The organism is Actinacidiphila rubida (genome assembly GCF_900110255.1).
Taxonomy (GTDB): domain Bacteria; phylum Actinomycetota; class Actinomycetes; order Streptomycetales; family Streptomycetaceae; genus Actinacidiphila; species Actinacidiphila rubida.
On record NZ_FODD01000046.1, the window covers coordinates 1 to 23,827 of the forward strand.

Below are 23,827 nucleotides of genomic sequence, written 5' to 3' on the forward strand. Positions count from 1 at the left end.
CCTTCTAAGCGCTTGGCCGCAGGTTCGAGTCCTGCCGGGGGCACAACCACGTCCCTACCTGGGCAGCATCCCCCCCGCCCCGTCGGGTCCACGTAAGCGCAACGCTTACCGGCCAAGCGCTCCCCCTCCCTCACGTTTCGGCGTACGGTCGTTCTCAGACCCCAACCACCTGCCCGACCTACCGGCAGGGGATCTACATCCCCATCCCGGTATGGGAACGGAGAGCTGCATGGCCGGATACGACCTCGCACCACTCGCCGCGTCATGGATGCGGAGCCTCAAGGCCCGGAAGCTGTCAGCCAACACCCAGCGGATCTACGGCCGCGCCATCACCGACTTCGGGAAGTACCTCGAGACCTACGAGCCCACTCCCACCGAGGACGATCCGGACCCGAGGCCGGCTCCGACCGAGCTGGAGGGCGACCAGGGCATCCACCGCGAGCACATCGAGCGCTACATCATCGGCCTGATCGAGCGGACCAGCGCGGGCAACGCCCACCAGCACTTCCGGAGCCTGCGGACCTTCTTCAACTGGCTCGTGGACGAGGAGGAGATGAACCGCTCCCCCATGCGGAAGATGAAGCCGCCGGAGCCCGGAGAGGTCGAGGTGCCCGTCATCCCCGACGACGCCCTGAAGAAGCTCCTGGCGACCTGCAAGAGCACCAGCTTCATCGACCGACGGGACCGCGCCATCCTCCTGATGTTCCTGGACACCGGCGGCCGGCTGAGCGAGATCACCGACCGGACCCAGGAGAAGCTGGACCTGGACATCAACGTCCTGCACGTCCTCGGCAAGGGGAACAGAGAGAGGCCGCTGCCGTTCGGCCGTGCGACCGCCCAGGCGATGGACCGCTACCTGCGGGCCGCGGCGAAGTATCTGGGGCGCCCGCTGGCGCCGTCCGATCCGCTGTGGGTCTCGTACAAGCGGCGGGACGCGCTGACGATCTGGGGCGTCGGCGAGATGATCGAGAAGCGCTGCAAGGCGGCCGGTATCCCGCACATCCACCCGCACCAGTTTCGCCACACGTTCGCGCACCAGTGGAAGCTGAACGAGGGCAACGAGGATGCGCTGATGCGGATCATGGGCTGGAAGTCGCGGGAGATGCTGTCCCGGTACGGCGCGAGCGCCGGTGAGGAGCGCGCTCGTCGCCAGCACCAGGACTTGTCTCCAGGAGACCGGCTCAAGTAGCCGCGGTGGGCCCGGCGGGCGGCTCCCGCCGGGCCCATCGCTTGCTGTCGATGGCTTCCTGGAAGAGCGCCGTGAGAGCGGCCGTGATCTCGCCCGGCGGGTGTGAGAAGTCGATCGCCAGGTCGACGAGACGGGTGGTGTCCCGCACGGCCGCGGGGGTTTCGTCGTCCAGGCGTATCGCGCGTACTCGTACCACTGGTTGCGTTCTGTGTGCCTCGGTCACCCAGCCCCCATTTCCCGGGTGTGCGCACGTCACAGCGTTCGCACATCCGTTCGATCGCGCGAGGTTCGCTCACTCTACGCGCGGAGGTGCAATCGTGTCGTCACCCGATCGGGTGCACTTCAAACGTGATCGGCTTGGCGCGGATTTGTTCGATTAGCGCTGGTCAGGCGCATCTTCGTCGCGCGAACGCCGCACGAATTCCCCAACTCCCCCATCAGCAGCAGGCGTTACGCCATGCCTCGTCGCCGCTCGGATCACCTCGTCATCTTCACCGCCACCACCGAGCCCGGGGTCCACCGCCACGTACGGGCCGATGTACTGCCGGTGGGCGGCTGCTTCGACACGGGAGGCCGGCAGGCCGAGGCCCTCGGTGATGGCGCGGATGAGCGGCGGGTTGACCTTGATGTCGGTGCCGAGCGCGATCCGGTTGAGGAGGTTGGCCGACGGTCGGTAGCCGGTCTCCGGGTCCACGGACCGCTCGGAGAGCTGCAAGTAGGTCAGGCCACTGCCGCGTTCGCCAATGGCATCGGCGATCAACTGCGCGAGCGTCTCCGCCTCGCGGCGCTGCTTCGGCATGTCCAGGTCTCCAGGTCTGCCCTCTGCGGCCCGGGTGTGTCGGCTTCACCCTTTGGTCGGGGCCACAAGCGTGCACCGCCATTGTCCACATCCCGTGACGGGGATGGCTACGTGGCCTGCGTGAAGGGGCTGAAAAATACGGGGGCGTGTGTACGCAAAGAGGGATTTCTCGTGTCGGCTTGACGCGCCCCCCAACGCTGCGCTTAGCTATCCCCATCCCCGTACGGGGATGAACGGAGGGACAGCCTGTGCCACAAGCTCGATACCGACTGCACGACGGCGCGCTCCTAAGGCGCCTGATGGAGTGCCCTCCGAAGGGTGGAGTGGTCCACACCGTGCGGTCCCTCGCGGCAGAGGTGGGACTGTCCTACAGCAAGATCCAGAAGCTGATTACGGAGGATCGCCCCTGCGTCACGGCGAGCGAAGCGACCAGCATCGCCACGGCCGTTGACTGCCGTCGCAGGGCTCTTTTTTCGCCATCATCATCCCCATCCTGGGATCGGGATCAAGAGACGGAGACCCCCGATGGACCCCGCTGACCGCACACTCCGCGCCCGGCTCGCCGCGCACTCGCAGTGGGCGAAGGAAACGGACCCCAGTGCCCGGACCGCCAAGGCCCGCAAGGCCGCCGGCGAGAAGTTCGTGACGCAGGCCCGCGAGCTTCACCCCGACGGTTCGGACGAGCTGATCGCCAAGACCGCCGAGCACCTGCGCAAGGCGCACTTCGCGCGGATGGGCATGGCGTCGGCCGCGAAGCGCCGCAAGGGCGCCACCGCGCCGAAGGCTGCCTGACTACTCCCCCTGATGGCGCAGGGTCGCCGGCCCGGCATGGCCAACGACCCCACTCGGCGCCACACCTCACCACCACTGAAAGCGAGGCGTTCGCCTTGAACGAGAAGACTACCGACCCGCGCGACGGCCTGATGGCCGCGCTGTCGGCGATGGAGCAGGTCGTCGCCCAACTGCACATCGCACCGCCCATCGTGACCATCCAGCAGTTCGAGGACGAGGGCACGAGGTACCACGCCCTGAGCCTGCACTTCCGCCACGGCCCGGAGGGTGTCGAGGCGTTCGCCGAGGCGTTCACCCTCACGACGTCCGAGCACGTCACCGCCAAGGGACAGACGATCGTCTCGGTCGACGCCGAACTGCACGGCCACAACGTGCACGCCTGGTGGCTCGGCACGCCGGCCGAGGCGCCGGTGTCCCTGCCGTCCGAGTGGTCCGCGCGGGGTGCGGCGTGAGCGCCCGGATCTCGCCCGCCGAGAAGGCGGCGCTGCCGGTGGCCCGCGCGGCGCTGGAGTCGAAGGACAGCGCGTACGGCGTGAGCGACACGATCGTGTTCGCGCTCGGTGCGGCGGGCCTGCTGGCCCCGGCCGAGGTCGTCGAGGCTTTCGACACCGCGGAGGCCGAGGAGTACCCGTCCGGTCGGGTCCCGCGGCTGCGGACGGCGCTCGGCGTCATGCAGGCGGCGCGCCGCAAGTCGCCCGACGGGCTTGTGCCGCTGGTGTGGGCGCTGGAGAACGCGGGGCTGTTGCAGTCGCCGGAGACGGCCGCCGAGCTGATCCGACTGCGCGACGAGGTCTACCGCCTGTCGCTCCCGGTCGATGACCCGGACCGCCACGCCCTGGACGCCACGGACGTGGAGTTCGCGGAGCTGGCGCCGGGCCGCCCCGAAGAGGCGGTGGCCCAGTGATCGCCGTGTGGTCGAACTGGATCCCGCAGGACAAGCCGAAGCCCGAGCCGAAGCCGAAGCCGGGCGGTGGCCGATGACCGGGCTGCTGCTCCTCCTCCAGGCCGACTCCAGCGCCGTCGTCGCCGCCACGGCGCTGGGCGTCGCCGCTCACCTCCAGGACTCCCGCGGCGAGATCGCCGACTCGTGGACGGAGGGCCGCGCGCAGATCAGCACGTGGGCGCAGGCGGCCACGGTGCGGGCGCTGGTCGCCGCGTCGTCGGTGGAGCTGTGTCTGCTGCTGCACGCCTCGCCGAAGAGGGGCGGTGCGTGATGCCCGAGCTGATGTCCATGGAGAAGTGGCTCAGCCTCGACCCCGAAGGCTGGCGCTTCCAGCACGTGGCGTCTGGGATGCGGCACGACCTCATCCGGTTCGCGGATGGCCAGCCGCCGACGCCGTTCGGCTGCCGTTGGTGCGGCACTCCGCAGCACCACCACGGCCGTCAGTACCTGCGTGGCCGGGGCATGCACGGCTGGGAGCAGCCGACGAACGCGCAGATCCTCGCCCGGATGCAGGCGCGTCGGAACACCTTCAAGGCCACGTGCCGGTGCAACCACCCGTGGCTGCACGTGGACCCGTGGCAGTGCGAGGCCGACGACTGCGTGATGTACGAGCGGCTGCTCGGGCTGTGGCTGACACCGCTCTCGGGCCGCGAGGTCGACTCGCTGATGGGCGGTGCCTGATGCACGTCGTGCTGCACGCCCTGATCTTCGCCGCCTCTGTGGTCGCCATCTGGACCGTCGCCGCCGTGCTGGTCGGGGTCCCGACCGGCTATGTCCTGCGCCGCCTTTCCCGCCGCTACGCCAAGACCCCCGGAGGTTCCCGATGACGGGCCCCGAGCACTACCGCGAATCCGAGTCGCTGCTGAAGCAGGTCAGGACGGCGCAGACGCGCATGGCGCGCCGCCCGGACCCGCAGAGCATCGCCGTCACCATCGCCGAGGCGCAGGTCCACGCGACGCTCGCACAGACCGCCGCCACGCTCGCCGCCGCCTACATGCCGGAGAGCGCCGACACCGACGCGTGGACGGCCATCGTCGGCACCACCGACGAGGCGGACAAGCCCACCCCGCTCGCGGCGTTGGGCGACGCGCTCCGCAAGGAGCACTACGAGGTCGACGCCATGCCGGGCTCCGACGGCTCGTGCATCGCCGACGGCAACGACTGGCCCTGCCCGACCATGCGCGCCTTCTACGACGCCGAGGCGGGTGCGCGATGACGGACCGCACCTACCGCATCCACATCGACCCCAAGCCCATCGGCGCCGTCGTCGAGCCCTCACTCGACCACTACAGCGACTTCCTCCGCGACGTGTTCACGCTCCTCGCCGAGAAGCCCGACCTGTGGGACGGACTCGTCGCGCTCATCGACGGCCCGACGGTCACCAACGACCGGCACCTGCCGGACAAGCCGTCCCGTGACGACGACCTGGCGGCGCGGATCGTCGATGCGCTGCCGGAGGCGTCAACCGGTTTGCGGGTCGACACGCAGCAGTTGACGGCGTTGTACGACCGCATCGGCCGGGTCCTCAACCGCCTGCCCGGACAGCGAGGTGCCGCATGAGCGCCTACCTGATCTGCCCGGCGGGTGGCGACTGCCTGCACCGCGAGGAGTACGACCCGGCCCACCAGACCGCGTCGCCGGACGTCCCGGCGGATGGGGACCGCGCGCACGACGCGCTCGCGGAGCACCTGCTCTCGGTGCACGACGTGAAGCGGTCGGAGGTCGGGCGACTGGTGTCGCAGGCCCGGCGTGTAATCGAGCCGTCGGCCGCCGCGATGGCGCGGTTCCGGATGTCGCAGCAGCAGCGCGCCGAGATTCGGGCGCGGCTGGGCGGTGCCCAGCCGGCCGCCGACGGCCTGCTGGAGTCGTTCGGCAAGTCGGTCGCGGACATGCTCGGACACGACCACAAGTCCCAGCGCGAGGACTGGTACTGCGTCAACCTCGCCGCGTACATGGGCGAGCGGTCCGCGCCGGTCCTCCGCCGCCTGCTGGACGCCGAGGCAGAGGCCGAGCGCCTTCAGGCGGAGTTGGCGAAGTACGTCGGCCACGAGCCGACGCTCGCCGAGGAAGCCGAGTACGTGCGGCGCCAGCGCCGCGCCGAGGTGCTGACCGAGGCTGCAGAGGTCGCGGTCCGGGCTGCCCGCGGGTGCGGTGACGACGAGCGCGGGCAGTACGCCGCCTCGGTCGCCGCTGGTGTGGGCGCGGAGCTGCGGCGGATGGCCGAGGCGGGGAAGGACACCCGCGAGGGCGAGTCCACCCAGCCTGCGGACTTCTTCCAGCCCGGCCACGCCTACACCCACCATGACGGCTCGGACTTCGAGTGCGTCACCGTGGCCGCCCACCCGAACACCGGCGAACAGCGAGCGTTCGGCTGGCGCATCCGCAACGGCCGGACCGAGGGCGCCACCCTCGACCCCGACGACTGGCAGCAGTACGACGGCTGCCAGCCGCCCGCCGACGAGCCCACCCGCACCGCGGTCGTCATGCCCGCCCTGGCGCAGGAGGGAAGCTGCACCGGCATCGCCCTGAACGGTGTGCACACGCAGGTCTTCCACTGCCGCCAGGCCATCGAGACCCACGAACTGCACCTGTGGCGCACCGGCACGGAGTGGTTCACCTGCCGAGGTGAGGCCCGATGACCGCCACCACCGGCCGCCGCACCCGCGCCGCCGCCAAGCCCGAGCCCACCGGCCCCGACCGCATCCCCCAGCCGAGCCAGGGCTGGTACCGCATCCCCGGCACCGACACCAAGCTCCGCCGCGTCACCACCATCCTCAGCCAGGGCTTCCCCAAGCCCCAACTCGTCTTCTGGGCCGCGAACCTCACCGCCGAGGACGCCTTCAAGCAACTGCCGGCCCTCGTCCGCGCCTCCCTGCGGCCCGAGACCCGAGCCGACGCCTACGACTGGCTCCGAAAGGGCCACATCCGCAAGAAGGACGAACGCGCCGACATCGGCTCCGCCGTCCACGACGTCATCGAAGCCAAGGTGCTCGGCACGCCCGTGCCCGACGCACTCCTCGGCGACCCCGAGATCGCCCCGTTCATCGACAACTTCCTGCGGTTCGTCGACGAATGGCAGATCACCTTCGAGGCGTCGGAGATGACCGTCGGGAACCTCACCGACGGCTGGGCCGGGAAGCTCGACTACCTGTTCCGCTCGCCGATCATCGCCCACCTCCTCAAGGTCGCCGCCGACACGCTGTTCATCGGCGACACCAAGACCGGCGGGGAGCTCGACGAGAAGGGCGTCTACCCCGAAGCCGGCGCGCAGATGTCCGCCTACCGGCGCGCGGAGGTGTGCTGGCTGCGGGACGGCTCGCAGGTCCCGATGCCGAAGGTCCACGACACGGGAATCGTGCTGCACCTCCGCCCCGAGGACTACCGGGTGAAGCCGCTCCTCTGCGGCGACGACGTGTACGCGGTGTTCCGCCACGTCCAGCAGGTCGCCGAGTTCCAGCGGGTCCTGTCCAAGTCCGTTGTCGGCGAGGCCCTCACGCTGCCCGCCGTCCCCGAAGGAAGGGCTGCCTGATGCCCATCATCGATCTCCAGCGCCGCATGCGGCAGCTCGGCGAGATCCGCATCGGCCGGGTCGTCGACACCGGCCGCGTGTCCGAGCGGACCGGGAAGGCGATCCTGCGCCCGGAGAAGCTCAAGGCGTTCCGCTTCACCTCTCCCTCGAAGGAGATCCTGGAGCAGGTCGCCACGCTGTACGGCGGCGAGGTCCAGCCGTGGACGCCGGCGAACGGCGGTCCGGACGAGTTCGAGGTGTACAGCGACGCCACCCGGCTGCCAGTGCTGATCCCGCCGCGGGACTCCGTCTCGCAGTGGTACGAGCACTACCAGGGCTCGAAGTGCGTGCGCCGCTGCGACGGCCAGGTGGAGCAGAAGTCCGACCGGCCGTGCATGTGCAACCCCGACCGGCGCATGTGCAAGATCACGACCCGAGTGAACGTCATGCTCCGCGACGTTGCCGCGCTGGGCCAGTGGCTGCTCATCTCCAAGGGCTACTACGCCGCGGTTGAACTGCCCCCGGCGGCCGAGCTGCTGGCGCAGGTCGGCGGGTACGTGCAGGGCTGGCTCGGGATGGAGGAGAAGCTCGTCGTCCGCGAGGACGGCCCGACGCGCTTCATGGTCCCGACACTCGACGTCGAGATCACCCCGACGCAGCTCATGGCCGGGCAGGTCACCGGCGCCCCGGCCGTCGCCGCCGGCCCGGAGCGCGTCGCCATCACCGGCGGCCGCCCGGACTATGCGGCGCTCGCCGCGGTTGCGACGTCTGCGGACGAGGTCGGGAAGCTGTGGAAGCAGGCTGTCCAGGCCGGGCACATGGACGACGCGCTGAAGGCGGCGCTCACCGCCCGCGGCGAGGTGCTGCGCAGCGCCGAGCAGACCACGACGGCGGCGGGCCAGACGGGCGGGGAGGACGAGCCCAGCCGTAACCTGCCCGCGCCCGCCGACGAGGTCCACGACGTCGAGATCGTCGATGACGGCGACCTCGAAGACCTGTGGTTCCAGATCATCGCGGCCGCCGGCACCCGCGGCTGGACCACCGACGAGGTCGAGCAGAAGTTCGCCGCGCGCCACGGCGGCCTCATGCCGGCCACCGCGTCGGCCGAGCAGCTGTCCGGGTTCCTCGCCGCGGTGAAGCGGGGTGAGGTCGCGTGAGCTGGCACACCGACCCGATGCTCGCCCTCGACACCGAGAGCACCGGCATCGACATCGAGACCGTCCGCGTCGTCTCCGCCGCCGTCATCCACGTCAGCCGCGACGGCGCGATCCCCACCACCTGGCTGTCCGACGTCGACGGCCAGGAGATCCCCGCCGAGGCCAGCGCCGTGCACGGCATCAGCACCGAGCACGCCCGCGCCCACGGCCGCCCGGCCAAGGCCGTCACCGACGAGGTCGTCTCCGCGCTCCGCGACGCCGTGTCCGTCGGCCTGCCGATCGTCGGCCACAACGTCGTCTACGACCTGTCCCTGATCGACCGCGAGGCCCGCCGCCACCTCGGCCACGGCCTCGGCGACGCCCTCCCGCTGGACGAGATGCGCGTCATCGACACCCGCGTCCTGGACCAGCACGTCCTCCCGCGCCGCCGCCGCGTCTCCCCGACGCAGGGCCCGCGCCAGCTCATCACGGTCGCCGCTGTCTACTCCCTCGCCTGGGACGAAGAGGCGGCGCACGGCAGCGAGTACGACGCGCTGATGGCCGCGCGGGTCGCGTACCGGATCGGGTCGCTGATCGAGATGCCGCGCGAGCAGCGCCCGCAGTTCGAGCTCGGCCGGTACCAGCAGTTCGAGCAGCTCCGCGGCCTGGACATCAACGAGCTGCACGCCCGCCAGGTCGTGATGGCCAAGGAGCAGGCGGCCGGGCTGCAGGCGCACTTCCGGAAGACGGACCCGCAGGCTGTCGTGGACGGCCGCTGGCCGCTGATCCCCTTCGCGGGCACGGCGGTGACCGCATGATCAGCTTCGCGCGCCACCGCCAGAACCCGGCCACGCCCGAGGAGATCGCCGACCTCCGCCTCAACATCCTCGAACGGCAGGTCCGCGACCTCAGCATCGCCAACGTCAAGGCCGAGAACGAGCACCGCGCGCAGGCCGCCATCATCCGCCGCCGCAACGCCCAGGTGGCGCTCCTCGGCGAGACGCTGCGCCGCCTGCTCCTCGCGTACTGCGCCCTCGGCCGGGTCCGCGACACCTCCCGGCCGGCCCGCGTGCTCGACACCGGCACGCCCGGCGTGGAGGTGACCCCGCGATGACCCAGACCCACGACATGCTCGCCGCCACCGTCGCGGCGGCCGCCGGCCTCGCGGTCGGCTTGGGGTCCGTGCTGGCGATGAAGTTCGCCCGCGGCGATCGGCCCGGTCAGACCGACGAGCGCCCGCACGCCCCGGTCGTGCAGGCGTACCGGTACTGCCCCGACGAGCAGCGCACCCGCGCCGCGGTCCTCCACAGCGACGGCTCCGCGCACTGCTCCGACTGCAACGCCCACATCCCCAGCACCGACCCCGTGAAGGGAGGCCACTGATGTACCGCCACGACAGCGACGCCTTGTCCGTCATGGACTGGTTCTGCGGCGCTGGCGGCTCCTCGCAGGGCGCCCACGCCGTCCCCGGCGTGCGCGTCGAGCGCGCCGCGAACCACTGGGCCCGCGCGATCGAGTCGCACGCCGCGAACTTCCCCGACGTCGACCACTACCGCGGCGACATCCGCGAGGCACCCGTCGAGCGGTGGCCCGTCACGGACATCTTCTGGGCCTCCCCGGAGTGCCCGCAGTGGTCCAACGCCCGCGGCAAGCGCCGGGACTTCGACACCAGCATGCAGGGCGACCTCTTCGGCGAGCTGTACGCGCCGCCGGAGGAAGTCGAGCGCTCCCGCGCCCTGATGGAGGAAGTGCCGCTGTACCTCCGCGGCGTCCAGGAGCGCGGCGGCCTGGTCAAGGCCGGCGTCGTCGAGAACGTCGTCGACGTCCGCGCCTGGGACCAGTTCGACCGGTGGCGCAACGAGTTCCACAAGCTCGGCTACCGCACCCGGATCATCGCGCTCAACAGCATGCACGCCGACCCGCGGGCCCTGCACGCGGCACCGCAGTCCCGCGACCGCTTCTACATGGCCTACGTCCACGAGTCGGTCGGCCGCGTGCCGGACTGGGACAAGTGGCTGCGGCCGCGCGCCTGGTGCCCCGGATGCTCCGTGTGGGTCCGCGCCGTGCAGGTGTTCAAGACTCCGGGCGCCGACATGGGCCGCTACCGGCAGCAGTACGTCTACCGGTGCCCGAACACGGCCTGCCGGAACCGGATCGTGGAGCCGTCGGTCCTGCCGGCCGCGGTCGCGATCGACTGGAGCCTGCCGGGGCAGCGCATCGGCGACCGGGCCAAACCCCTGGCCGACAAGACCCTCGCGCGCATCGAGGCTGGCCTGAAGAAGTTCGCCCGGCCGATCACCCTGGAGGCCGCGGGCAACACCTTCGAGCGTCGCCCCGGCGTGCGCACCTGGCCCGTCGACCAGCCGGTCACCACCCAGACGACCACGGCGACGAAGGCGCTCGCCTACGACCCGCTGATCGTTCCCGCGGGCGGCACATGGCGGACCGAGGCGACCAGCGCGGCCGAGCCGATGCCGACCCGCACCACGCGGGAGAACGACGGCCTCGCGATCCCGCCGCTGCTGGTGCCCGTGGAGGGCCGCGAGGAGAAGCGCGCGGCGCCCGCCACCGACCCGCTCCGCACCCAGACCGCCCGCAACGAGACCGGTCTCGCCTGGCTGCCGTTCATGGTCAAGCTCCGCGGCGGCGGCGACCAGGGCCGCGCGCTGTCCGCGTTCGACGCGCTCGGCACCGTCTCCGCCGACGGCAACCACCACGCCGTCGCCACGCCGCCACACCTGCCCGCCGAACTCCCGGCGATGCTCATGCGGAACAACGGCAGCAAGGGCGACGGCGGGGAGCACTGCACCAGCGTCGCCGAGCCGGCCCGCACCCTCACCACTGCCGGGCACCAGTCGCTCGTCACGTGGGAGCACCTGCTGGTGCCCTACTACGGCAACGGCACGGCCCGGTCGGTCGCCGAGCCCGTGGGGACCCTGTCGACCCGCGACCGGTACGCGCTCGTGCGCGGCGACGTCGACATCAACGACGTGCTGTTCCGGATGCTGGAGCCCCACGAGATCGGCCGGGCCATGAGCTTCGCCGACTCCTACGTGGTGCTCGGCTCAAAGCGGGAGCGGGTCCGGCAGTACGGCAACGCCGTCACCCCGAACGCCGCCGAAGTCATCCTCTGCGCGCTCGTCGAGGCCATCACCGGCGAGGACATCGAGCGGCACGCGCCGGGTCGGGCGGTGGCTGCATGACCGCCCTCTTCGACCTCGCCCCGCCGCCAGCCGCCCTCCCGGTGGCCGGGCCCCGGCCCCTCGTCATCGGCCTCGACATCGCGATCGGCACCACCGGCGTCGCCGGCCATGGCTGGACCGACCACGTCCACGCCAACGCCGCTACCCTCCACGGCCGTTTCCAGCAGCAGCTCGACGGCATCACCACCTTCATCCGCTCCGCCGACTACGTCGTCATCGAAGGCCCCGCCTTCTCCAAGGCCCGGCTCATGGGCATGGACCAGCTGGCCGCGATGCGGTGGATGGTCCGCCACGAGCTTTGGAAACGCGGCATCCCCTACGCCGTCGTCCCACCCGACAACCGCACCATCTACGCCACTGGCCGCGCCCGGTGGAAGGACGAGACGGGCAAGAAGCTCACGCCCGCGCAGGTCAAAGGCAAGGTTCGCGACAACGTCCACGCCCGCTACGGCGTGCTGTGCGAGGGCCGCTGGCGGTACGACGAGGCCGACGCCTACGTGCTGTTGGCGATGGGCTTCGACCGCCTCGGCTGCCCGCTCGCCGAGGTGCCGACCACGCACAGCCGGTCCCTGGACGGCTGCGACTGGACGGAGTTCGACAAGGCGGTGGCTCAGTGACCGCCGGCATGGAGTGGTCCGATGGCGCCCCCTGCCACGGGAACGGCGATCTGTTCTACCCCGAGGACTACGGCAACGAGACCCTCCAGAACGCCAAGATCGCAGCCGCCAAAGCCATCTGCGACGCCTGCCCTGTCCTGCGCGACTGCGGCCGGTGGGCGATCCTCCGGCCGGAGCCGTTCGGGATCTGGGGCGGCATGACCGTCCGCGAACGCGGCCGTGTCCGCCGCCGCATGGGCAAGAGCGCCAATCCCATCGGGCGCTCCCTCCAGCCCTGTGGCACCCAGGCCGCGATCCGCCGGCACCACCGCAAGAAGGAGCCGCTGTGCCGGGCCTGCCACGACGCGTCGGCAGTGGCCTGGGCCGACAAGAAGGCGGCTGCCGCATGAGCGGCCGCCGGGTGGCAGATGCGTGGCTCCGCATCGTCGCCGAGCCGCTGCCCGCCGCCTACTACGCCTGCCAGATCTGCCCCTACACCGCCTCGGTGAAGGGCCGCGGGAAGCGCGACATCGCGAAGGTCGCGACGTTCGCCGCCTCCATCCGCAACGACCACCGAGCCACCTGCCCCACCCTCCACCCCGAAAGGACCCGAGCAGCATGACCGACCAGACCACCGAGCGCACCGGCGAGATCGTCGACCTCCCCACCTGGCTCGCCAGCCACCTCGGCGGCCGCACCGCCGAGGAGATCAGCGCCGAGTTCCACACCCTCCTCGACGCCGTCCGCGAGCACGGCAAGAAGGGCTCGATGACCATCACGTTCGTCGTCGAACCCCCCGCCAACGGCGTCGAGTCCGCGCCGCTCCCGATCGGCGTCGAGTCCGCCGTCAAGGCCCCCAAGGCCACCGCCCCGAAGGCCCTGTACTTCCTCGACGCCGACGGCAACCCGTGCCGCGACGACCCCCGCCAGATGGCCATCCCCTTCCAGACCGCCCACACCACCACCGAGTTCAAGGACGCCCACTGATGCCCAGCTACGACACCAACCTCCGCGCCGCGACCGCGGGCGACGGCACCCAGGCCGTCATCGACACCGCGATCCGCTCCGCCGCCCCGGCCGAGCTCACCCCCGGCAAGGTCTATGTCGTCCAGACCCCCAACGGCGCCCAGCAGTTCGACCTCACCGGCGACCAGTACAAGGCCCTGCCGAGCCGCAAGACCGGCACCACCACCGTCCGCGACGCGAAGAGCTTCCTCGCCCTGTGGGGCAAGCACTCCGACGCCGCGAGCGAGATCTACAGCGACGCCGACCGGCTCGCCATCACCGCCGTCCTCAACGCCTCCGCGTCCGACACCGCCGACTGGGGCGACCACCGGATCCGCCTGGAGCTCCGCGAGACCGAGGCATGGAAGGCGTGGGCCAGCAACGACGGCAAGCTCATGGGCCAGGAGGACTTCGCCGAGTTCATCGAGGACCACCTGCCCGAGATCCTCAAGCCGGCCGCCGCCGACATGCTGGAGATCGCCCAGTCCATCCAGGGCACCGTGAAGGCCGAGTTCGCCTCCGGCACTCGCCTGTCCACCGGGCAGCGACAGCTCGCCTACACCGAGACCGTCACCGCCAAGGCGGGCCAGAAGGGCACGCTGACGATCCCGGAGACCTTCACCGTCGGACTCCTGCCGTTCGAGGGCCTCACCGGGGGCTACAGCATCGACGCCCGCCTCCGGTACCGGATCGACGGCCCCGGGCTCAAGCTCGCCTACAAGCTCGACCGGCCCGCCGACGCACGCGCGAAGGCGTTCGCCGACGTCATCGGGCAGGTCGCCGCGGACATCGACCACCCGATCCTCAACGGCACCCCGACCGGCGCCCGCTGATGGCCGCCCGCACGCGCCACGGCGCCACAACCCGCTGTGGCGCGTGCGGCGCCCCCCTCATCCGCCAGCCCGGCGAGTGCATCGCCGTCACCGTCGACCAGGCGCCGATCGAGCCTGGCAGCGACCCGCAAATCCGCGGCCCCAACCGCCTCACCTGGTGCGCCCCGCCAGGCCCTGGCAACCAGCCCGGCCGCCTGCTGTGGGTCTACCCCGGCCACCGCGACCCGTGCCCGCACCCGCACCACGCCGACCACCAATGCACCACCCGCCGGCCCCCGGCGGCCGCACCACCAGCCGCCAACACCCTGTTCTGACCAAGGAGCACCGCGTGGAGAACGTCCGCCACCTCAACCCCCGCGACGAAGACGCCGCGGGCGGCGGCCGCATGCCCCCACACGACCCCGCCGCCGAACAGTCCGTCCTCGGCGCCATGCTCCTCGACCCCCACACCATCCCCGACGTCATCGCCGCCATGGACCCGGGCGACCACCTCCGGCCCGCCCACGAGACCATCCACCGCGCGATCATCGGCCTGTACGAGCGCGGCGCCGCGATCGACCCGATCACCCTCGTCGCCGACCTCCAGCGCACCGGCGACCTCCTGCGCGCCGGCGGAGTCCCCTACGTCTCCGGCCTGCCCAGCGCCGTCCCCGTCGCGATCAACGCCCCCGAGTACGCCGCCCGCGTTCACGACCTCGCGCGCCGCCGCCGCCTCATCGAGGCCACCAGCCGCATCGCGAACAAGGGCTACGAGCACGACGTCCCCACCGACGAACTCCACGCGCTGGCCCGCGAGTCCATCACCGCCGTCACCGACGACGAGCCCGGCACGCACACCGCCGACGCCACCGGCTGGTGCTTCTCCGACCTCACGCCCGTCCTCGACGGCACCCACAAGCCCGCCCAGCCCGACGTCGGCGCCCGCGACGACGGCATCGGCATGTTCTACCCCGGCCACATCAACGGCATCACCGGCGAGTCCGAGGCCGGCAAGTCCTGGGTCGCGCTGATCTCCTGCCTCGTCGAGATGAACCGCGGCAACACCGTCGTCTACGTCGACTTCGAGGACTCCGAAGTCGGCGTCGTCGCCCGCCTCCTGCTGATCGGCGCCAACCCGCAGGACATCGCCGAGCGGTTCCTGTACGTCCGCCCCGGCGCCACCCCGAGCCCCGCGCAGCTCGCCGCGTTCATCGCCGCGATCGCCGCCCGGCAGCCCACCCTCGCCGTTGTCGACGGCGTCACCGAGGGCATGAGCCTCCTCGGCCTGGAGCTCAAGGACAACACCGACGTGGCGCGCTTCGGCCGGATGCTGCTCCGCCCTCTGGCCAACACCGGCGCCGCCGTCGTCCCGCTGGACCACGTCGTGAAGAACGGCGAGTCCCGCGGCCGGTACGCCCTCGGTGGCGTCCACAAGCTGAACGCCGTCGACGGTGTGCAGTACATCCTCGAGGCGGTCAAGCCGTTCGGCATCAACACCGAGGGCCGCTCGCGGCTGCGCATCGCGAAGGACCGGCCTGCGCAGGTCAGGCGCCACGCGCTGCCCGGCGGCCGCAACCCGATGCACTGGTACGCCGACCTCGTCGTGAAGTCCCACGGCGAGGACTTCGCCGAGGCGCACCTGTACCCGCCCGTGGAGCGTCACGACGAGCCGGCCGACGGCGTCACCGCCGAGGAGAAGAAGGCCCAGGCCGAGGAGCAGGCCATCAAGGACCGGGAGGAAGTCGTCCTTCACGTGCTCGCCAAGGCCTCGGAGTCGATGAGCACGAACGCTCTGGAGGGCGTCATCTCCGGCCGCGCGTCGGTCACCCGCCGTGCGCTGACGCGGCTCGTCCACAGCGGCCGTGTGGTCGTGGAGAAGGGCCCGCGCGGTGGTGCTCTGCACCGCCTCGCGGATGCGAAGGGGGACGCGTCGTGAACCTCGTCCCGACCTCGTCCGTGATCTTCGGACGACCTCGTCCCGACCTCGTCCCGATCATGAACCGATCTGGACGCGTACACGCCAGACGTGCAGGTCAGCGGCCTACTGACCTCGTCCCGATCTTGAACGCCACCTCGTCCCGACCTGACGACCCGTCACGGGACGAAGTCACACCCCTCCCCACCTGCACGCCCCTTGATCGCTTGACCTCGTCCCACCTCGTCCCGGACGAAGTCGGGACGACGTCAAGCGACCTCGTCCCGACCCTCGTCTCCCGAAGGGGACGAGGTCGGGGACGCCGTCGCGAGTCCACACCCACCACCCCCTGCCAGAGGCCAGCCATGCCCATCCGCCCCGAGAACCGCGACCGCTACCCCACCGACTGGAAGCAGATCTCCCTCCGCATCCGCACCGTCCGCGCCGCCGGCCGCTGCGAATGCCACGGCGAATGCGGACGCGGAACCCACACCGACCGCTGCCCCAACCGCCAAGGCCAGCCCGCCTACGGCACCGGCTCCCGAGTCGTGCTCACCGTCGCCCACCTCGACCACACCCCCGAGCACTCCGACGACGCCAACCTCCGCGCCATGTGCCAGGGCTGCCACCTCCACTACGACCGCGACCACCACCGCCAGACCGCAGCCGCCACCCGCCGCGCAGCCATGGCAGCCGCCGGACAACTCGCCCTCGACACCGGCTGAGCCCGTCCGAACTCCCGCCGTCCGAACCCCGCCCGCAGAACGCGACACCGAAGGAACCCCGATGACCCGCACCCACACACCCGACGTGATCACCACCAACGAACACGGCCTCGAATCCCGCACCGTCACCATGAAGCGCGCCTGCAACGGCTGCGGCCTGGACGTCGGCGACGTCACCGACGCCGAACTCGACCACGCCCTCGTCGGCCGCCCGCTGCCCGACGTGCGCGGCGAGTGCGAGCACTGCCGGCCGCTCGTCGAGCTGGAGGCGCAGGGCTGCACCACGTGGCACGTCACCGAGCGGACGGTCGGCACGGTCGACCGGGAGCTGGACCGGCTGGACGTCTTCGCGAAGGGCTACTTCCAGTACGTCGACGGGAAGCTCACCGCGGTCGGGCACCGCGTGGGCAGCGGCCCGGAGCGGGTCGTCGCGTACTGGGGTGACTGGCTGGTGCGGCACCCGGACGGCAGCTTCTCGGTGCACACCGCGCCGGCCGCCGAGGGGAGCGCGGCCCGATGACCGAGACCCCCACCCCGGCGGACCTCACCGCCACCGCGACCGCGCGCCTCAACGCCGCCGCCGCACGCATCCGCGCCCGCGCCACCGCCGCAACCCCGGGCCCGTGGCGCCAACACGACACGCACCTCGGCCAGTACGGGCACACCGCGACCGTCCTGTCCGGCGAGGACAACGACACCGAACTCCGCGCGTGGCTCCCGACCATGAGCCACCAGCCCTGGGACGAAGCCCGCAACGTGTGGGCCGACGCCGCGTGGATTGCGCTCATGTACCCCGGGGTTGGCGAGGCGCTCGCCCAGTGGCTGGAGCACGCCGCGAAGGCTCATCAGGCCACGCTCACCGCCGCGGGCCAGACGTGGGCGTCGGTCACGGACCCGCGCGCCGTCGCGTTCGTGGAGCACATGACCGACAGGCACGCCCTGGCGGTGGCGGACGCGATCCTCGCCGGGGCTGAGGGGAGCGCGGTCTGATGCCCACCACCCCGTGCCCCGCCGACTGCGGCCGCACCCGCGCACCCCGCCAGTACCTCTGCCGCGACTGCTGGTTCCAACTCCCCAGAGAGACCCGCCGCCTGCTCACCGACACCGGCCACGCCGCAGTCGACCGGCTCCGCCAACTTCTCGACCAGATCCACGCCGGCGTCCCGCTCCCCGACATCCGCCTCCAGTAGCCCGCCCGTGGCCGCCCGCACCCCGGGCGGCCACCACACCCCGAAAGGCACCCACCATGACCCACCGCATCAAGAAGGACCAGGAGTACGAGAGCTGCCAGCCCACGTACTACGGCAGCACCGGGCCCGAATACACCCGCATCCGCGTCATCGAACCTCCGCGCCACGAGGCAGGCCGCGTCGGCATCGCCACCGTGCACGAGGACGGCCGGTTGCTCCGCCGCCGCATCATCAACGCCCGCCAGCTCCACGCCACCGGCACTGTCGGCGCCGAGCAGCTGCCGCGCCGCACCGGCTACCGACTGGTGACGGACGAGGGGAGCAGCGAGCAGTGACCACCACTACCGCGGCCCGCCGACTGACCACCGCCGAACTCCGCACCCTGACCGAGGTCGCCCGCGGCGGCGGCCGAGACGCGGTCGCCGCGCGGCTGGGCCTGAGCCCCCTCACCGTCAAGTCGCAGCTGCGCAACGCGTCCAAGAAGCTGCGCGCCCGGTCCACGGCGCACCTGGTGACGATCGCGATCCGCACCCGGCAGCTCCCCGTCGACGTCGCAGCCGGCAGCGAGGTGACCCGGTGAACCGCTGGCACGCCCGCCCCCGCAACTGGCTGATCGTCGCTGCCTTCTGCACCGGGTTCGTGTGCGCCGCCGTCTGGCCCCTGCTGACGGCGTACGCGCTCGGGACCATCGTCGCCGTCTGCGCGCTGTGGTTCGGGACCCGGAAGCTGCTCACCGAGCGGCGGCCCGCCCCGGCCGCCGAGCCGGCCCCCGCCGAGCAGCCGTCCGTCTGCTGCTGCGTCTGCGGCGGCCCGAAGACCGTCTACGAGAACTGCAACGGGCTCCTCTTCTGCTGGCCCTGCGCCGACTGCTCCTGCGACCAGACACCCTGCGTCCGCACCGGCATCCACGACCCGACGGTGAGCAGCGAAGCGGCCGACCGCGCGCGCCGCGTCCGTGTCGGCGGCGCCCTCCGCGAGTACCTCAAGGCCAACACCGCGCCGCCGCTCCGCGACCAGTTCGGCCAGACCCTGCCGTCCCTCTTCAGCGCCACCGAGTACGACCTGGCCGACGTAGCCATCGCCGAGCTCGCGCCGGAACTCGAAGCGCTGGCCCGTGTGCGGAAGGCCCGGGATCGCATCGCCCACGCCGACCCGCGCAACGACGCCATCTGGGCGCTCGACGAACTGGACGCCGCGCTCGACAACCCGGCGGCCGAGGGGGGCAATCGGTGAAGGCCACCATCACAGGACGCCTCGGCCCACGCGAGATCCAGACCCTCCGCGGCATCGCCCGCGGCCAGACCCTCGCCGAGATCGCCCACGACATGCGCGTCACCAAGGACAGCGTCCGCAGCTACCTCCGCGACGTCCGCACCAAGCTCGGCGTACTCACCCGCGAAGACGCCGTCCGCGTCGGCCGCCACCTCGGCTACATCACCGAGGGCTGTCCCACCTGCGGCCGCGGCCCCAACGAACTCACCGCCGCCCACGACACGGTCGACGGCCTGGCGCCCGACGTCCTGCACCACGCGATCCGCGTCCTCGCCCGCCGCGACCCGGAGTGGTGGCGCAGCCAGCTGGACCGCATGGACCGCATGACCCACACCGCCAACCAGCAGATCGCCCTCGGAGCACGCCCATGACCAAGCGCAAGGCAGCCCCCGCCGCCATCCACACCCCGGACGGCCCGCCGCCGACCCTCAGCGACCGCATCCGCTACTTCGTCCAGCAGCTCATGGCCCGCGCCGCCCAACCCGGCCCGAACGGAGACCCCGACCTCGAACTCGGCGGCCTCGCCGTCGCCCTGGCGATGGTCGCTAATGACGCCGAGCAGGAGATCGCGCGGCTGACGCTCCAGCGGGACCTCGCGCAGCCGGCGCCCACGCCCTGGGCGTACGAGCAGGCGTGCAAGGCACTCCGGAAGCACAACGACCGCGCTGACGCCGCCGAAGCCGCGCTCGCCGCGTTCCACGAGGGTGAGGAGCCCTACGAGGACGAGGCCACCGTCCCCACCCCCGCGCAGTGGGTGTGGAAGTGGAACCGTGCCACGTCTGCGCGGCGGCTCGAACTGGTGGAAGCCGTGCAGGGGGCGCAGGCCCGCGCTGACCGGTGCCTGTTCGGGAGCCATGACAGCGCTCTGGCGGAACTCCACGAGGCGCGGGTCATCATCGCCGCCGTCCGCGCCCTCCACCACGAATGGACCGGCGCCGCGCCCGGCTGCTGCGCGCACTGCCAGGACGGCATGGGCACCCCACTGCCCTACCCGTGCCCCACGATCCAGGCGCTCGACGACACCGCCCCGAGCAGCGTCCTCACGGTTCAGGAGCCGCTCACCGAGGAGCAGGCCGACGCCCTCCGCACCCGCTGGACCGAGCACTTCGCCGAGCACACCCGCAACGGCAGCATCAGCCCCTATTCGCCGAGCCGCGTCGCTGAGGACATCGAGCAGGCCGCCCGACCTACGGAGGCGCCGTGATCTGCCTGACCTGCCGTATCGCAGCCGACGCCCAAGCACCCGCCGACCAGCACTGCGACACCGTGCCCGGCCCCGGTGCGGCGTGCGACTGCCAACACCGCACCGACCGCTACCGCAAGCTCGACGGACGCGCCGTCGTCGCCCAGTTCTACCGCTGGCTCGACGAACTCACCCGCCCCCGGCTCCCGGGCCCTGACGCGATCTGCCCCTGCGGCGGCGTCCAGTTCGCCGGACGGCCCATCCACAACGCCGACTGCCCGTGGAAGAACGACCCGGCGCCCCTCCGCGCCGTTGCCGCACAGGCCCTCGGCGAGCAGCCCGACGCGCAGCCGTTCAACATCCGGAGCTGGCCGGCGCCGAAGGTCACGCCGTGCCCGTGCGGCGGCGCCGTCATCGACGGCGAGCCCATCCACGCGCCGGACTGCCCCGTCCACCCCGTGCGGCTTCACGTGATCGAGGCCGCCGCGACCGCCGCGCTCCCCGCCGAACTCCGCGCCGGCGGCATCCACTTCGCGTTCGAACCCACCACGGAGGACTGACCCATGCCCAAGCACACACTCGCCATCCGCAAGTACGACACCTACGGCCACGAGGTCATCCTCGACGGCACCAACATCGCCAACGGCATCGACGGCCTCACGATCACCATGCGCGCGGGCCAGCCGTCCAAGGTCGAGGTGAGCATGCCGATCGTCGACGTCACCGAGCTGCAGGACCCCGAGCCGCGGATCCTCGTCACCGACGCCACCCGCGCCGCGCTGCTCGCCCTCGGCTGGACGGCGCCCGCAGAGCCCGGGGAGAAGCCGACGCCGACCTCGTTCCCCGACGTGAAGGGTCACTGCCCCGCCTGCGGAGGCACCAGCCTCTTCCTCGGCGAAGGCGGCTACCCCACCTGCTCCCGCGCCGAGTGCCCGGAACCGGACGCCGCCAGCACGCTGCTGGAGCGCGATGCGCGCCGCCAGGACGCCGACCAGGCGGCGGCGGCCGCGGCCGGCAAGGAGGTCTGACCCATGCCCCGCACCTACGACCAGACCACCAGCACCGCCCAGCCCGGCACACCGCCCGCCGGACCGGCCGGAGCAAGCAGCGCGCAGCCGATCGCCTACGGAGACCTGCGGTGCAGCATCGTCCTCGGCCGCGGCATCGTCGTCGAGGTGGCAGCCGAACACACGAAGATCTCCGTCGCCGTGCTGACCTCCTCGCCGCTCGGCATCCGCCACCCCTACGGCGACCGCATCCGCATCGCCGAGCAGGTCGAGTACGAGATCACCGGCTACGACCCAGCCGACTGCACTCTCACCCTGCACCTCGTCCACGACTGGCGGCCCGGCCAAAAGGACGACCCGAACGCGGAGCAGCCGGACCACCAGGACTGATACCCGCCGGGTATCAGCCCGTGCGACGATCAACACGCAGGAAGGAGGCCCACGATGAACGACGACACCCCAGCCTGGGACTACCCCGACATCCCGCCCCCACCACCACGACTCCCGCGGGCCCGCGACGGCCACCAGCAGTTCACGTCCCCCCGCAACCAGCGCGACCGCGACGTGTGGGCCGCCGAGCGCTGGGTCCAGAACGGCTGGACGCACCAGCAGATCGCCGACGCCCTCGGCCTCTCCGCCAAGAGCAGCGCACACGAGGCCGTCGAACGGGGCCTGCGCGCGCCGGCCGCCGAGCGGGAGCAGCGCGCCAGCGACAACCGGGAGCTGCTCCGCGCACGCCTGGAGCTGCTCCACACCACCGCCCTGGACGTCATGGCCCGCAAGCACCTGACCGTGTCGTTCGGGAAGGTCATCACAATCAAGGACGATGACGGCAACGAGGTACCGCTCATCGACGACGGGCCGGTCCTTCAGGCCATCGACCGACTACTGAAGATCAACGAGTCCCAGCGCAAGTTCGACGGCCTCGACGCGCCCACACAGGTCAGCCTCGGCGGCGAAGTCACGTACAACCTCGTCGGCGTCGACCCGGACGACCTGTCGTGACGTCCGGGACGCTGGTGCGCACCTACGAGCCGCACGGCTCCGCGCTGGAGGTGTTCGGCCGGCGGGAACCCGAGGTGTTGATGTCCGGCCCGGCCGGCACCGGCAAGTCCCGGGCGTGCCTGGAGAAGATCCACGCCATGTGCCTGAAGACCCCCGGCGTCCGGGCGCTGGCGGTCCGCAAGACCGGCAAGTCCCTCGCCGCCACCGGCCTCGTGACGTTCCGGGAGCACGTCGCCGAAGCGTCGATCAAGGCCGGGCACGTGAAGTGGTTCGGCGGCAGCCAGCAGGAGCCCGCGGCGTACCGGTACGCCAACGGCTCCACGATGGTCGTCGGCGGCATGGACGACCCCACGAAAATCATGTCCGCCGAGTACGACGTCGCCTATGCGCAGGAGGCGACCGAGCTGACCCTCAACGACTGGGAGTCCATCACCACCCGCCTCCGCAACGGACGGATCTCCTTCCAGCAGCTCCTCGGCGACTGCAACCCGTCGCACCCCTCGCACTGGCTGAAGCAGCGCTGCGACCGCGGGCAGACGGTGATGCTCCACTGCCACCACGAGGACAACCCGACGCTGTGGCAGGGCGGCGTGTGGACGCCGCGGGGCGTCGCGTACATCTCGAAGCTCGACGCGCTGACCGGTGCCCGCAAGGAGCGGCTGCGGTACGGCCGTTGGGTCGCGGCCGAGGGCCTGGTCTACGAGGCGTGGGACCCGGCCGTGCACCTGGTCGCCCCGTTCGACGTCCCGGACTCCTGGACGCTGTGGATCACCGTGGACTTCGGGTACACCAACCCGACGGTGATCCAGTTCTGGCGGCAGGACGGCGACGGCCGACTGTTCCTGACGAAAGAGATCTACCGGGCGCAGACCCTCGTGGAGGACCACGCCCGGGCGGTCCTGGCGATCCTCAAGGACGACAAAGGCCGGTGGCGCGGGCCGCGGCCGCGCGCGGTGATCTGCGACCACGACGCGGAGGACCGGGCCACGCTGGAGCGGCACCTCGGGCTGTCGACCGTCGCGGCGCACAAGGGCGTGAGCGACGGGATCCAGGCGGTGCAGTCCCGTTTGAAGGCGGCGGGCGACGGCCGGCCGCGACTCTTCCTCTTCCGGGATGCCCTGGTGAGCCGGGACCCCGAGCTCGACGCGGCGAAGAGGCCCTGCTCCACGGAGGAGGAGGTCACGGGCTACGTGTGGGACCGGGGGTCGGAGGCGCAGCGGGCCGCGGACAAGCCCCCGAAGGAAGCCCCGGTGAAGACGAACGATCACGGCATGGACGCGATGCGATACATGGTGGCCGAGGTCGACCTCGGCGGCCGGCCGCGGATCCGCTGGATGTAACCGGCTCTCAGCCACCCCCTGACTACCTGGAGTTGAAATGCGCCGCCTCACGCCCACCGCACTGAAAGATTTGCTGTCTGGCGTCCTCTTGACAGGAGGATTTACAGTAATCTCAACTGGAATCGCGGATCTTTGCGGTTCGGGCTACGGGCTGATCGCAGGCGGGATCGGCCTCGTGGGGCTCCAGCAGTGGTGGGCGAAGAGCGG

38 protein-coding genes and 1 pseudogene are annotated in these 23,827 nt (G+C 71.5%); 37 read left to right on the top strand and 2 right to left on the bottom strand.

Annotated elements, in window-relative coordinates; translation table 11 throughout:
• The first annotated feature begins 229 nt into the window (after positions 1-229).
• Complete coding sequence (locus tag BMW99_RS32655; RefSeq protein ID WP_069464241.1) at positions 230-1,189, top strand: tyrosine-type recombinase/integrase; 960 nt, start codon at positions 230-232, stop codon at positions 1,187-1,189.
• On the opposite strand, the gene BMW99_RS40930 is transcribed toward BMW99_RS32655, so the two are convergent.
• Together BMW99_RS40930 and BMW99_RS32660 are read right to left on the bottom strand one after the other, a co-directional pair.
• A complete protein-coding gene (locus tag BMW99_RS40930; RefSeq protein ID WP_141726191.1) occupies positions 1,182-1,385 on the bottom strand; it encodes a hypothetical protein in 204 nt (67 codons plus the stop codon). The genes BMW99_RS32655 and BMW99_RS40930 overlap by 8 nt on opposite strands.
• Positions 1,386-1,565: 180 nt before the next feature.
• Entirely contained in the window at positions 1,566-1,988 is a 423-nt protein-coding gene (locus BMW99_RS32660; protein ID WP_069464240.1) for a hypothetical protein, read from the bottom strand.
• 525 nt (positions 1,989-2,513) lie between these two features.
• Between BMW99_RS32660 and BMW99_RS32665 the strand changes: the two genes are divergently transcribed.
• The 36 genes and pseudogenes from BMW99_RS32665 to BMW99_RS32840 all read left to right on the top strand — a co-directional run bounded on the left by BMW99_RS32665 (position 2,514) and on the right by BMW99_RS32840 (position 23,620).
• Positions 2,514-2,780 (top strand): hypothetical protein, encoded by a 267-nt coding sequence (locus BMW99_RS32665; protein ID WP_069464239.1) that lies wholly within the window; start codon positions 2,514-2,516, stop codon positions 2,778-2,780.
• A 95-nt stretch (positions 2,781-2,875) separates the two neighbouring features.
• The gene (locus BMW99_RS32670) at positions 2,876-3,232 is read left to right on the top strand and encodes a hypothetical protein (RefSeq protein WP_069464238.1); all 357 of its coding nucleotides are present in this window, start codon (positions 2,876-2,878) and stop codon (positions 3,230-3,232) included.
• The gene (locus tag BMW99_RS32675) at positions 3,229-3,684 is read left to right on the top strand and encodes a hypothetical protein (RefSeq protein WP_141726190.1); all 456 of its coding nucleotides are present in this window, start codon (positions 3,229-3,231) and stop codon (positions 3,682-3,684) included. Before BMW99_RS32670 ends, BMW99_RS32675 begins: the two co-directional genes overlap by 4 nt.
• Before the next feature lie 73 nt (positions 3,685-3,757).
• Positions 3,758-3,994 (top strand): hypothetical protein, encoded by a 237-nt coding sequence (locus tag BMW99_RS32680; protein ID WP_069464236.1) that lies wholly within the window; start codon positions 3,758-3,760, stop codon positions 3,992-3,994.
• Positions 3,994-4,404: a hypothetical protein gene (locus tag BMW99_RS32685; protein ID WP_075018089.1), complete on the top strand. Its 411-nt coding sequence runs from the start codon at positions 3,994-3,996 to the stop codon at positions 4,402-4,404. The genes BMW99_RS32680 and BMW99_RS32685 overlap by 1 nt, the downstream gene beginning before the upstream one ends.
• Positions 4,404-4,550, top strand: a complete 147-nt coding sequence (locus tag BMW99_RS41550; RefSeq protein ID WP_176735524.1) for a hypothetical protein — start codon at positions 4,404-4,406, stop codon at positions 4,548-4,550. The genes BMW99_RS32685 and BMW99_RS41550 overlap by 1 nt, the downstream gene beginning before the upstream one ends.
• Positions 4,547-4,939 (top strand): hypothetical protein, encoded by a 393-nt coding sequence (locus BMW99_RS32690; RefSeq protein ID WP_069464234.1) that lies wholly within the window; start codon positions 4,547-4,549, stop codon positions 4,937-4,939. Before BMW99_RS41550 ends, BMW99_RS32690 begins: the two co-directional genes overlap by 4 nt.
• Positions 4,936-5,283, top strand: a complete 348-nt coding sequence (locus BMW99_RS32695) for a hypothetical protein (RefSeq protein ID WP_069464233.1) — start codon at positions 4,936-4,938, stop codon at positions 5,281-5,283. Before BMW99_RS32690 ends, BMW99_RS32695 begins: the two co-directional genes overlap by 4 nt.
• Positions 5,280-6,362 (top strand): hypothetical protein, encoded by a 1,083-nt coding sequence (locus BMW99_RS32700; protein WP_069464232.1) that lies wholly within the window; start codon positions 5,280-5,282, stop codon positions 6,360-6,362. Before BMW99_RS32695 ends, BMW99_RS32700 begins: the two co-directional genes overlap by 4 nt.
• Entirely contained in the window at positions 6,359-7,252 is an 894-nt protein-coding gene (locus tag BMW99_RS32705; RefSeq protein ID WP_069464231.1) for a hypothetical protein, read from the top strand. The genes BMW99_RS32700 and BMW99_RS32705 overlap by 4 nt, the downstream gene beginning before the upstream one ends.
• On the top strand, positions 7,252-8,388 hold the full coding sequence (locus tag BMW99_RS32710; protein ID WP_069464230.1) for a recombination directionality factor: 1,137 nt from the start codon (positions 7,252-7,254) through the stop codon (positions 8,386-8,388). Before BMW99_RS32705 ends, BMW99_RS32710 begins: the two co-directional genes overlap by 1 nt.
• Positions 8,385-9,185, top strand: a complete 801-nt coding sequence (locus BMW99_RS32715) for an exonuclease domain-containing protein (protein ID WP_245791723.1) — start codon at positions 8,385-8,387, stop codon at positions 9,183-9,185. The genes BMW99_RS32710 and BMW99_RS32715 overlap by 4 nt, the downstream gene beginning before the upstream one ends.
• Positions 9,182-9,481 carry a hypothetical protein gene (locus BMW99_RS32720; protein WP_069464229.1) on the top strand — a complete coding sequence of 100 codons (300 nt, stop codon included), beginning with the start codon at positions 9,182-9,184 and terminating at the stop codon, positions 9,479-9,481. The genes BMW99_RS32715 and BMW99_RS32720 overlap by 4 nt, the downstream gene beginning before the upstream one ends.
• Complete coding sequence (locus BMW99_RS32725; protein ID WP_069464228.1) at positions 9,478-9,750, top strand: hypothetical protein; 273 nt, start codon at positions 9,478-9,480, stop codon at positions 9,748-9,750. The genes BMW99_RS32720 and BMW99_RS32725 overlap by 4 nt, the downstream gene beginning before the upstream one ends.
• Complete coding sequence (locus BMW99_RS32730) at positions 9,750-11,570, top strand: DNA cytosine methyltransferase (RefSeq protein WP_069464227.1); 1,821 nt, start codon at positions 9,750-9,752, stop codon at positions 11,568-11,570. The genes BMW99_RS32725 and BMW99_RS32730 overlap by 1 nt, the downstream gene beginning before the upstream one ends.
• On the top strand, positions 11,567-12,187 hold the full coding sequence (locus BMW99_RS32735) for a hypothetical protein (protein WP_069464226.1): 621 nt from the start codon (positions 11,567-11,569) through the stop codon (positions 12,185-12,187). The genes BMW99_RS32730 and BMW99_RS32735 overlap by 4 nt, the downstream gene beginning before the upstream one ends.
• 8 nt (positions 12,188-12,195) lie before the next feature.
• A pseudogene (locus BMW99_RS43220) lies at positions 12,196-12,393 on the top strand (WhiB family transcriptional regulator); the annotation flags it as partial.
• 179 nt (positions 12,394-12,572) lie between these two features.
• Positions 12,573-12,788, top strand: coding sequence for a hypothetical protein (locus BMW99_RS32745; protein ID WP_141726189.1), 216 nt, complete (start codon positions 12,573-12,575; stop codon positions 12,786-12,788).
• Positions 12,785-13,153, top strand: a complete 369-nt coding sequence (locus BMW99_RS32750; protein ID WP_069464223.1) for a hypothetical protein — start codon at positions 12,785-12,787, stop codon at positions 13,151-13,153. Before BMW99_RS32745 ends, BMW99_RS32750 begins: the two co-directional genes overlap by 4 nt.
• On the top strand, positions 13,153-14,004 hold the full coding sequence (locus BMW99_RS32755) for a DUF2303 family protein (protein ID WP_075018090.1): 852 nt from the start codon (positions 13,153-13,155) through the stop codon (positions 14,002-14,004). The genes BMW99_RS32750 and BMW99_RS32755 overlap by 1 nt, the downstream gene beginning before the upstream one ends.
• On the top strand, positions 14,004-14,318 hold the full coding sequence (locus BMW99_RS41555) for a hypothetical protein (protein ID WP_075018091.1): 315 nt from the start codon (positions 14,004-14,006) through the stop codon (positions 14,316-14,318). The genes BMW99_RS32755 and BMW99_RS41555 overlap by 1 nt, the downstream gene beginning before the upstream one ends.
• Before the next feature lie 14 nt (positions 14,319-14,332).
• Positions 14,333-15,919, top strand: coding sequence for a DnaB-like helicase N-terminal domain-containing protein (locus tag BMW99_RS39525; RefSeq protein ID WP_176735523.1), 1,587 nt, complete (start codon positions 14,333-14,335; stop codon positions 15,917-15,919).
• A gap of 344 nt (positions 15,920-16,263) precedes the next feature.
• Positions 16,264-16,623, top strand: a complete 360-nt coding sequence (locus BMW99_RS32775; RefSeq protein WP_069464221.1) for a hypothetical protein — start codon at positions 16,264-16,266, stop codon at positions 16,621-16,623.
• A gap of 61 nt (positions 16,624-16,684) precedes the next feature.
• Positions 16,685-17,143 carry a hypothetical protein gene (locus BMW99_RS32780; protein WP_069464220.1) on the top strand — a complete coding sequence of 153 codons (459 nt, stop codon included), beginning with the start codon at positions 16,685-16,687 and terminating at the stop codon, positions 17,141-17,143.
• Entirely contained in the window at positions 17,140-17,613 is a 474-nt protein-coding gene (locus BMW99_RS32785; RefSeq protein ID WP_069464219.1) for a hypothetical protein, read from the top strand. The genes BMW99_RS32780 and BMW99_RS32785 overlap by 4 nt, the downstream gene beginning before the upstream one ends.
• Entirely contained in the window at positions 17,613-17,813 is a 201-nt protein-coding gene (locus BMW99_RS41560) for a hypothetical protein (RefSeq protein ID WP_075018092.1), read from the top strand. Before BMW99_RS32785 ends, BMW99_RS41560 begins: the two co-directional genes overlap by 1 nt.
• Before the next feature lie 56 nt (positions 17,814-17,869).
• Positions 17,870-18,148: a hypothetical protein gene (locus BMW99_RS41565; RefSeq protein WP_069462390.1), complete on the top strand. Its 279-nt coding sequence runs from the start codon at positions 17,870-17,872 to the stop codon at positions 18,146-18,148.
• Positions 18,145-18,393: a LuxR C-terminal-related transcriptional regulator gene (locus BMW99_RS41570; protein WP_069462391.1), complete on the top strand. Its 249-nt coding sequence runs from the start codon at positions 18,145-18,147 to the stop codon at positions 18,391-18,393. Before BMW99_RS41565 ends, BMW99_RS41570 begins: the two co-directional genes overlap by 4 nt.
• On the top strand, positions 18,390-19,046 hold the full coding sequence (locus BMW99_RS41575) for a hypothetical protein (protein ID WP_069462392.1): 657 nt from the start codon (positions 18,390-18,392) through the stop codon (positions 19,044-19,046). Before BMW99_RS41570 ends, BMW99_RS41575 begins: the two co-directional genes overlap by 4 nt.
• Complete coding sequence (locus tag BMW99_RS41580) at positions 19,043-19,456, top strand: response regulator transcription factor (RefSeq protein ID WP_069462393.1); 414 nt, start codon at positions 19,043-19,045, stop codon at positions 19,454-19,456. Before BMW99_RS41575 ends, BMW99_RS41580 begins: the two co-directional genes overlap by 4 nt.
• Complete coding sequence (locus BMW99_RS40935; protein WP_069462394.1) at positions 19,453-20,289, top strand: hypothetical protein; 837 nt, start codon at positions 19,453-19,455, stop codon at positions 20,287-20,289. The genes BMW99_RS41580 and BMW99_RS40935 overlap by 4 nt, the downstream gene beginning before the upstream one ends.
• On the top strand, positions 20,286-20,828 hold the full coding sequence (locus tag BMW99_RS32820) for a hypothetical protein (protein ID WP_069462395.1): 543 nt from the start codon (positions 20,286-20,288) through the stop codon (positions 20,826-20,828). Before BMW99_RS40935 ends, BMW99_RS32820 begins: the two co-directional genes overlap by 4 nt.
• A 3-nt stretch (positions 20,829-20,831) precedes the next feature.
• A complete protein-coding gene (locus BMW99_RS32825; protein ID WP_069462396.1) occupies positions 20,832-21,296 on the top strand; it encodes a hypothetical protein in 465 nt (154 codons plus the stop codon).
• Between the two features lie 3 nt (positions 21,297-21,299).
• Positions 21,300-21,665 (top strand): hypothetical protein, encoded by a 366-nt coding sequence (locus tag BMW99_RS32830; protein WP_069462397.1) that lies wholly within the window; start codon positions 21,300-21,302, stop codon positions 21,663-21,665.
• Between the two features lie 54 nt (positions 21,666-21,719).
• Positions 21,720-22,280 (top strand): hypothetical protein, encoded by a 561-nt coding sequence (locus tag BMW99_RS32835; RefSeq protein WP_069462398.1) that lies wholly within the window; start codon positions 21,720-21,722, stop codon positions 22,278-22,280.
• The gene (locus BMW99_RS32840) at positions 22,277-23,620 is read left to right on the top strand and encodes a phage terminase large subunit (protein ID WP_069462399.1); all 1,344 of its coding nucleotides are present in this window, start codon (positions 22,277-22,279) and stop codon (positions 23,618-23,620) included. The genes BMW99_RS32835 and BMW99_RS32840 overlap by 4 nt, the downstream gene beginning before the upstream one ends.
• Positions 23,621-23,827: the final 207 nt, after the last annotated feature.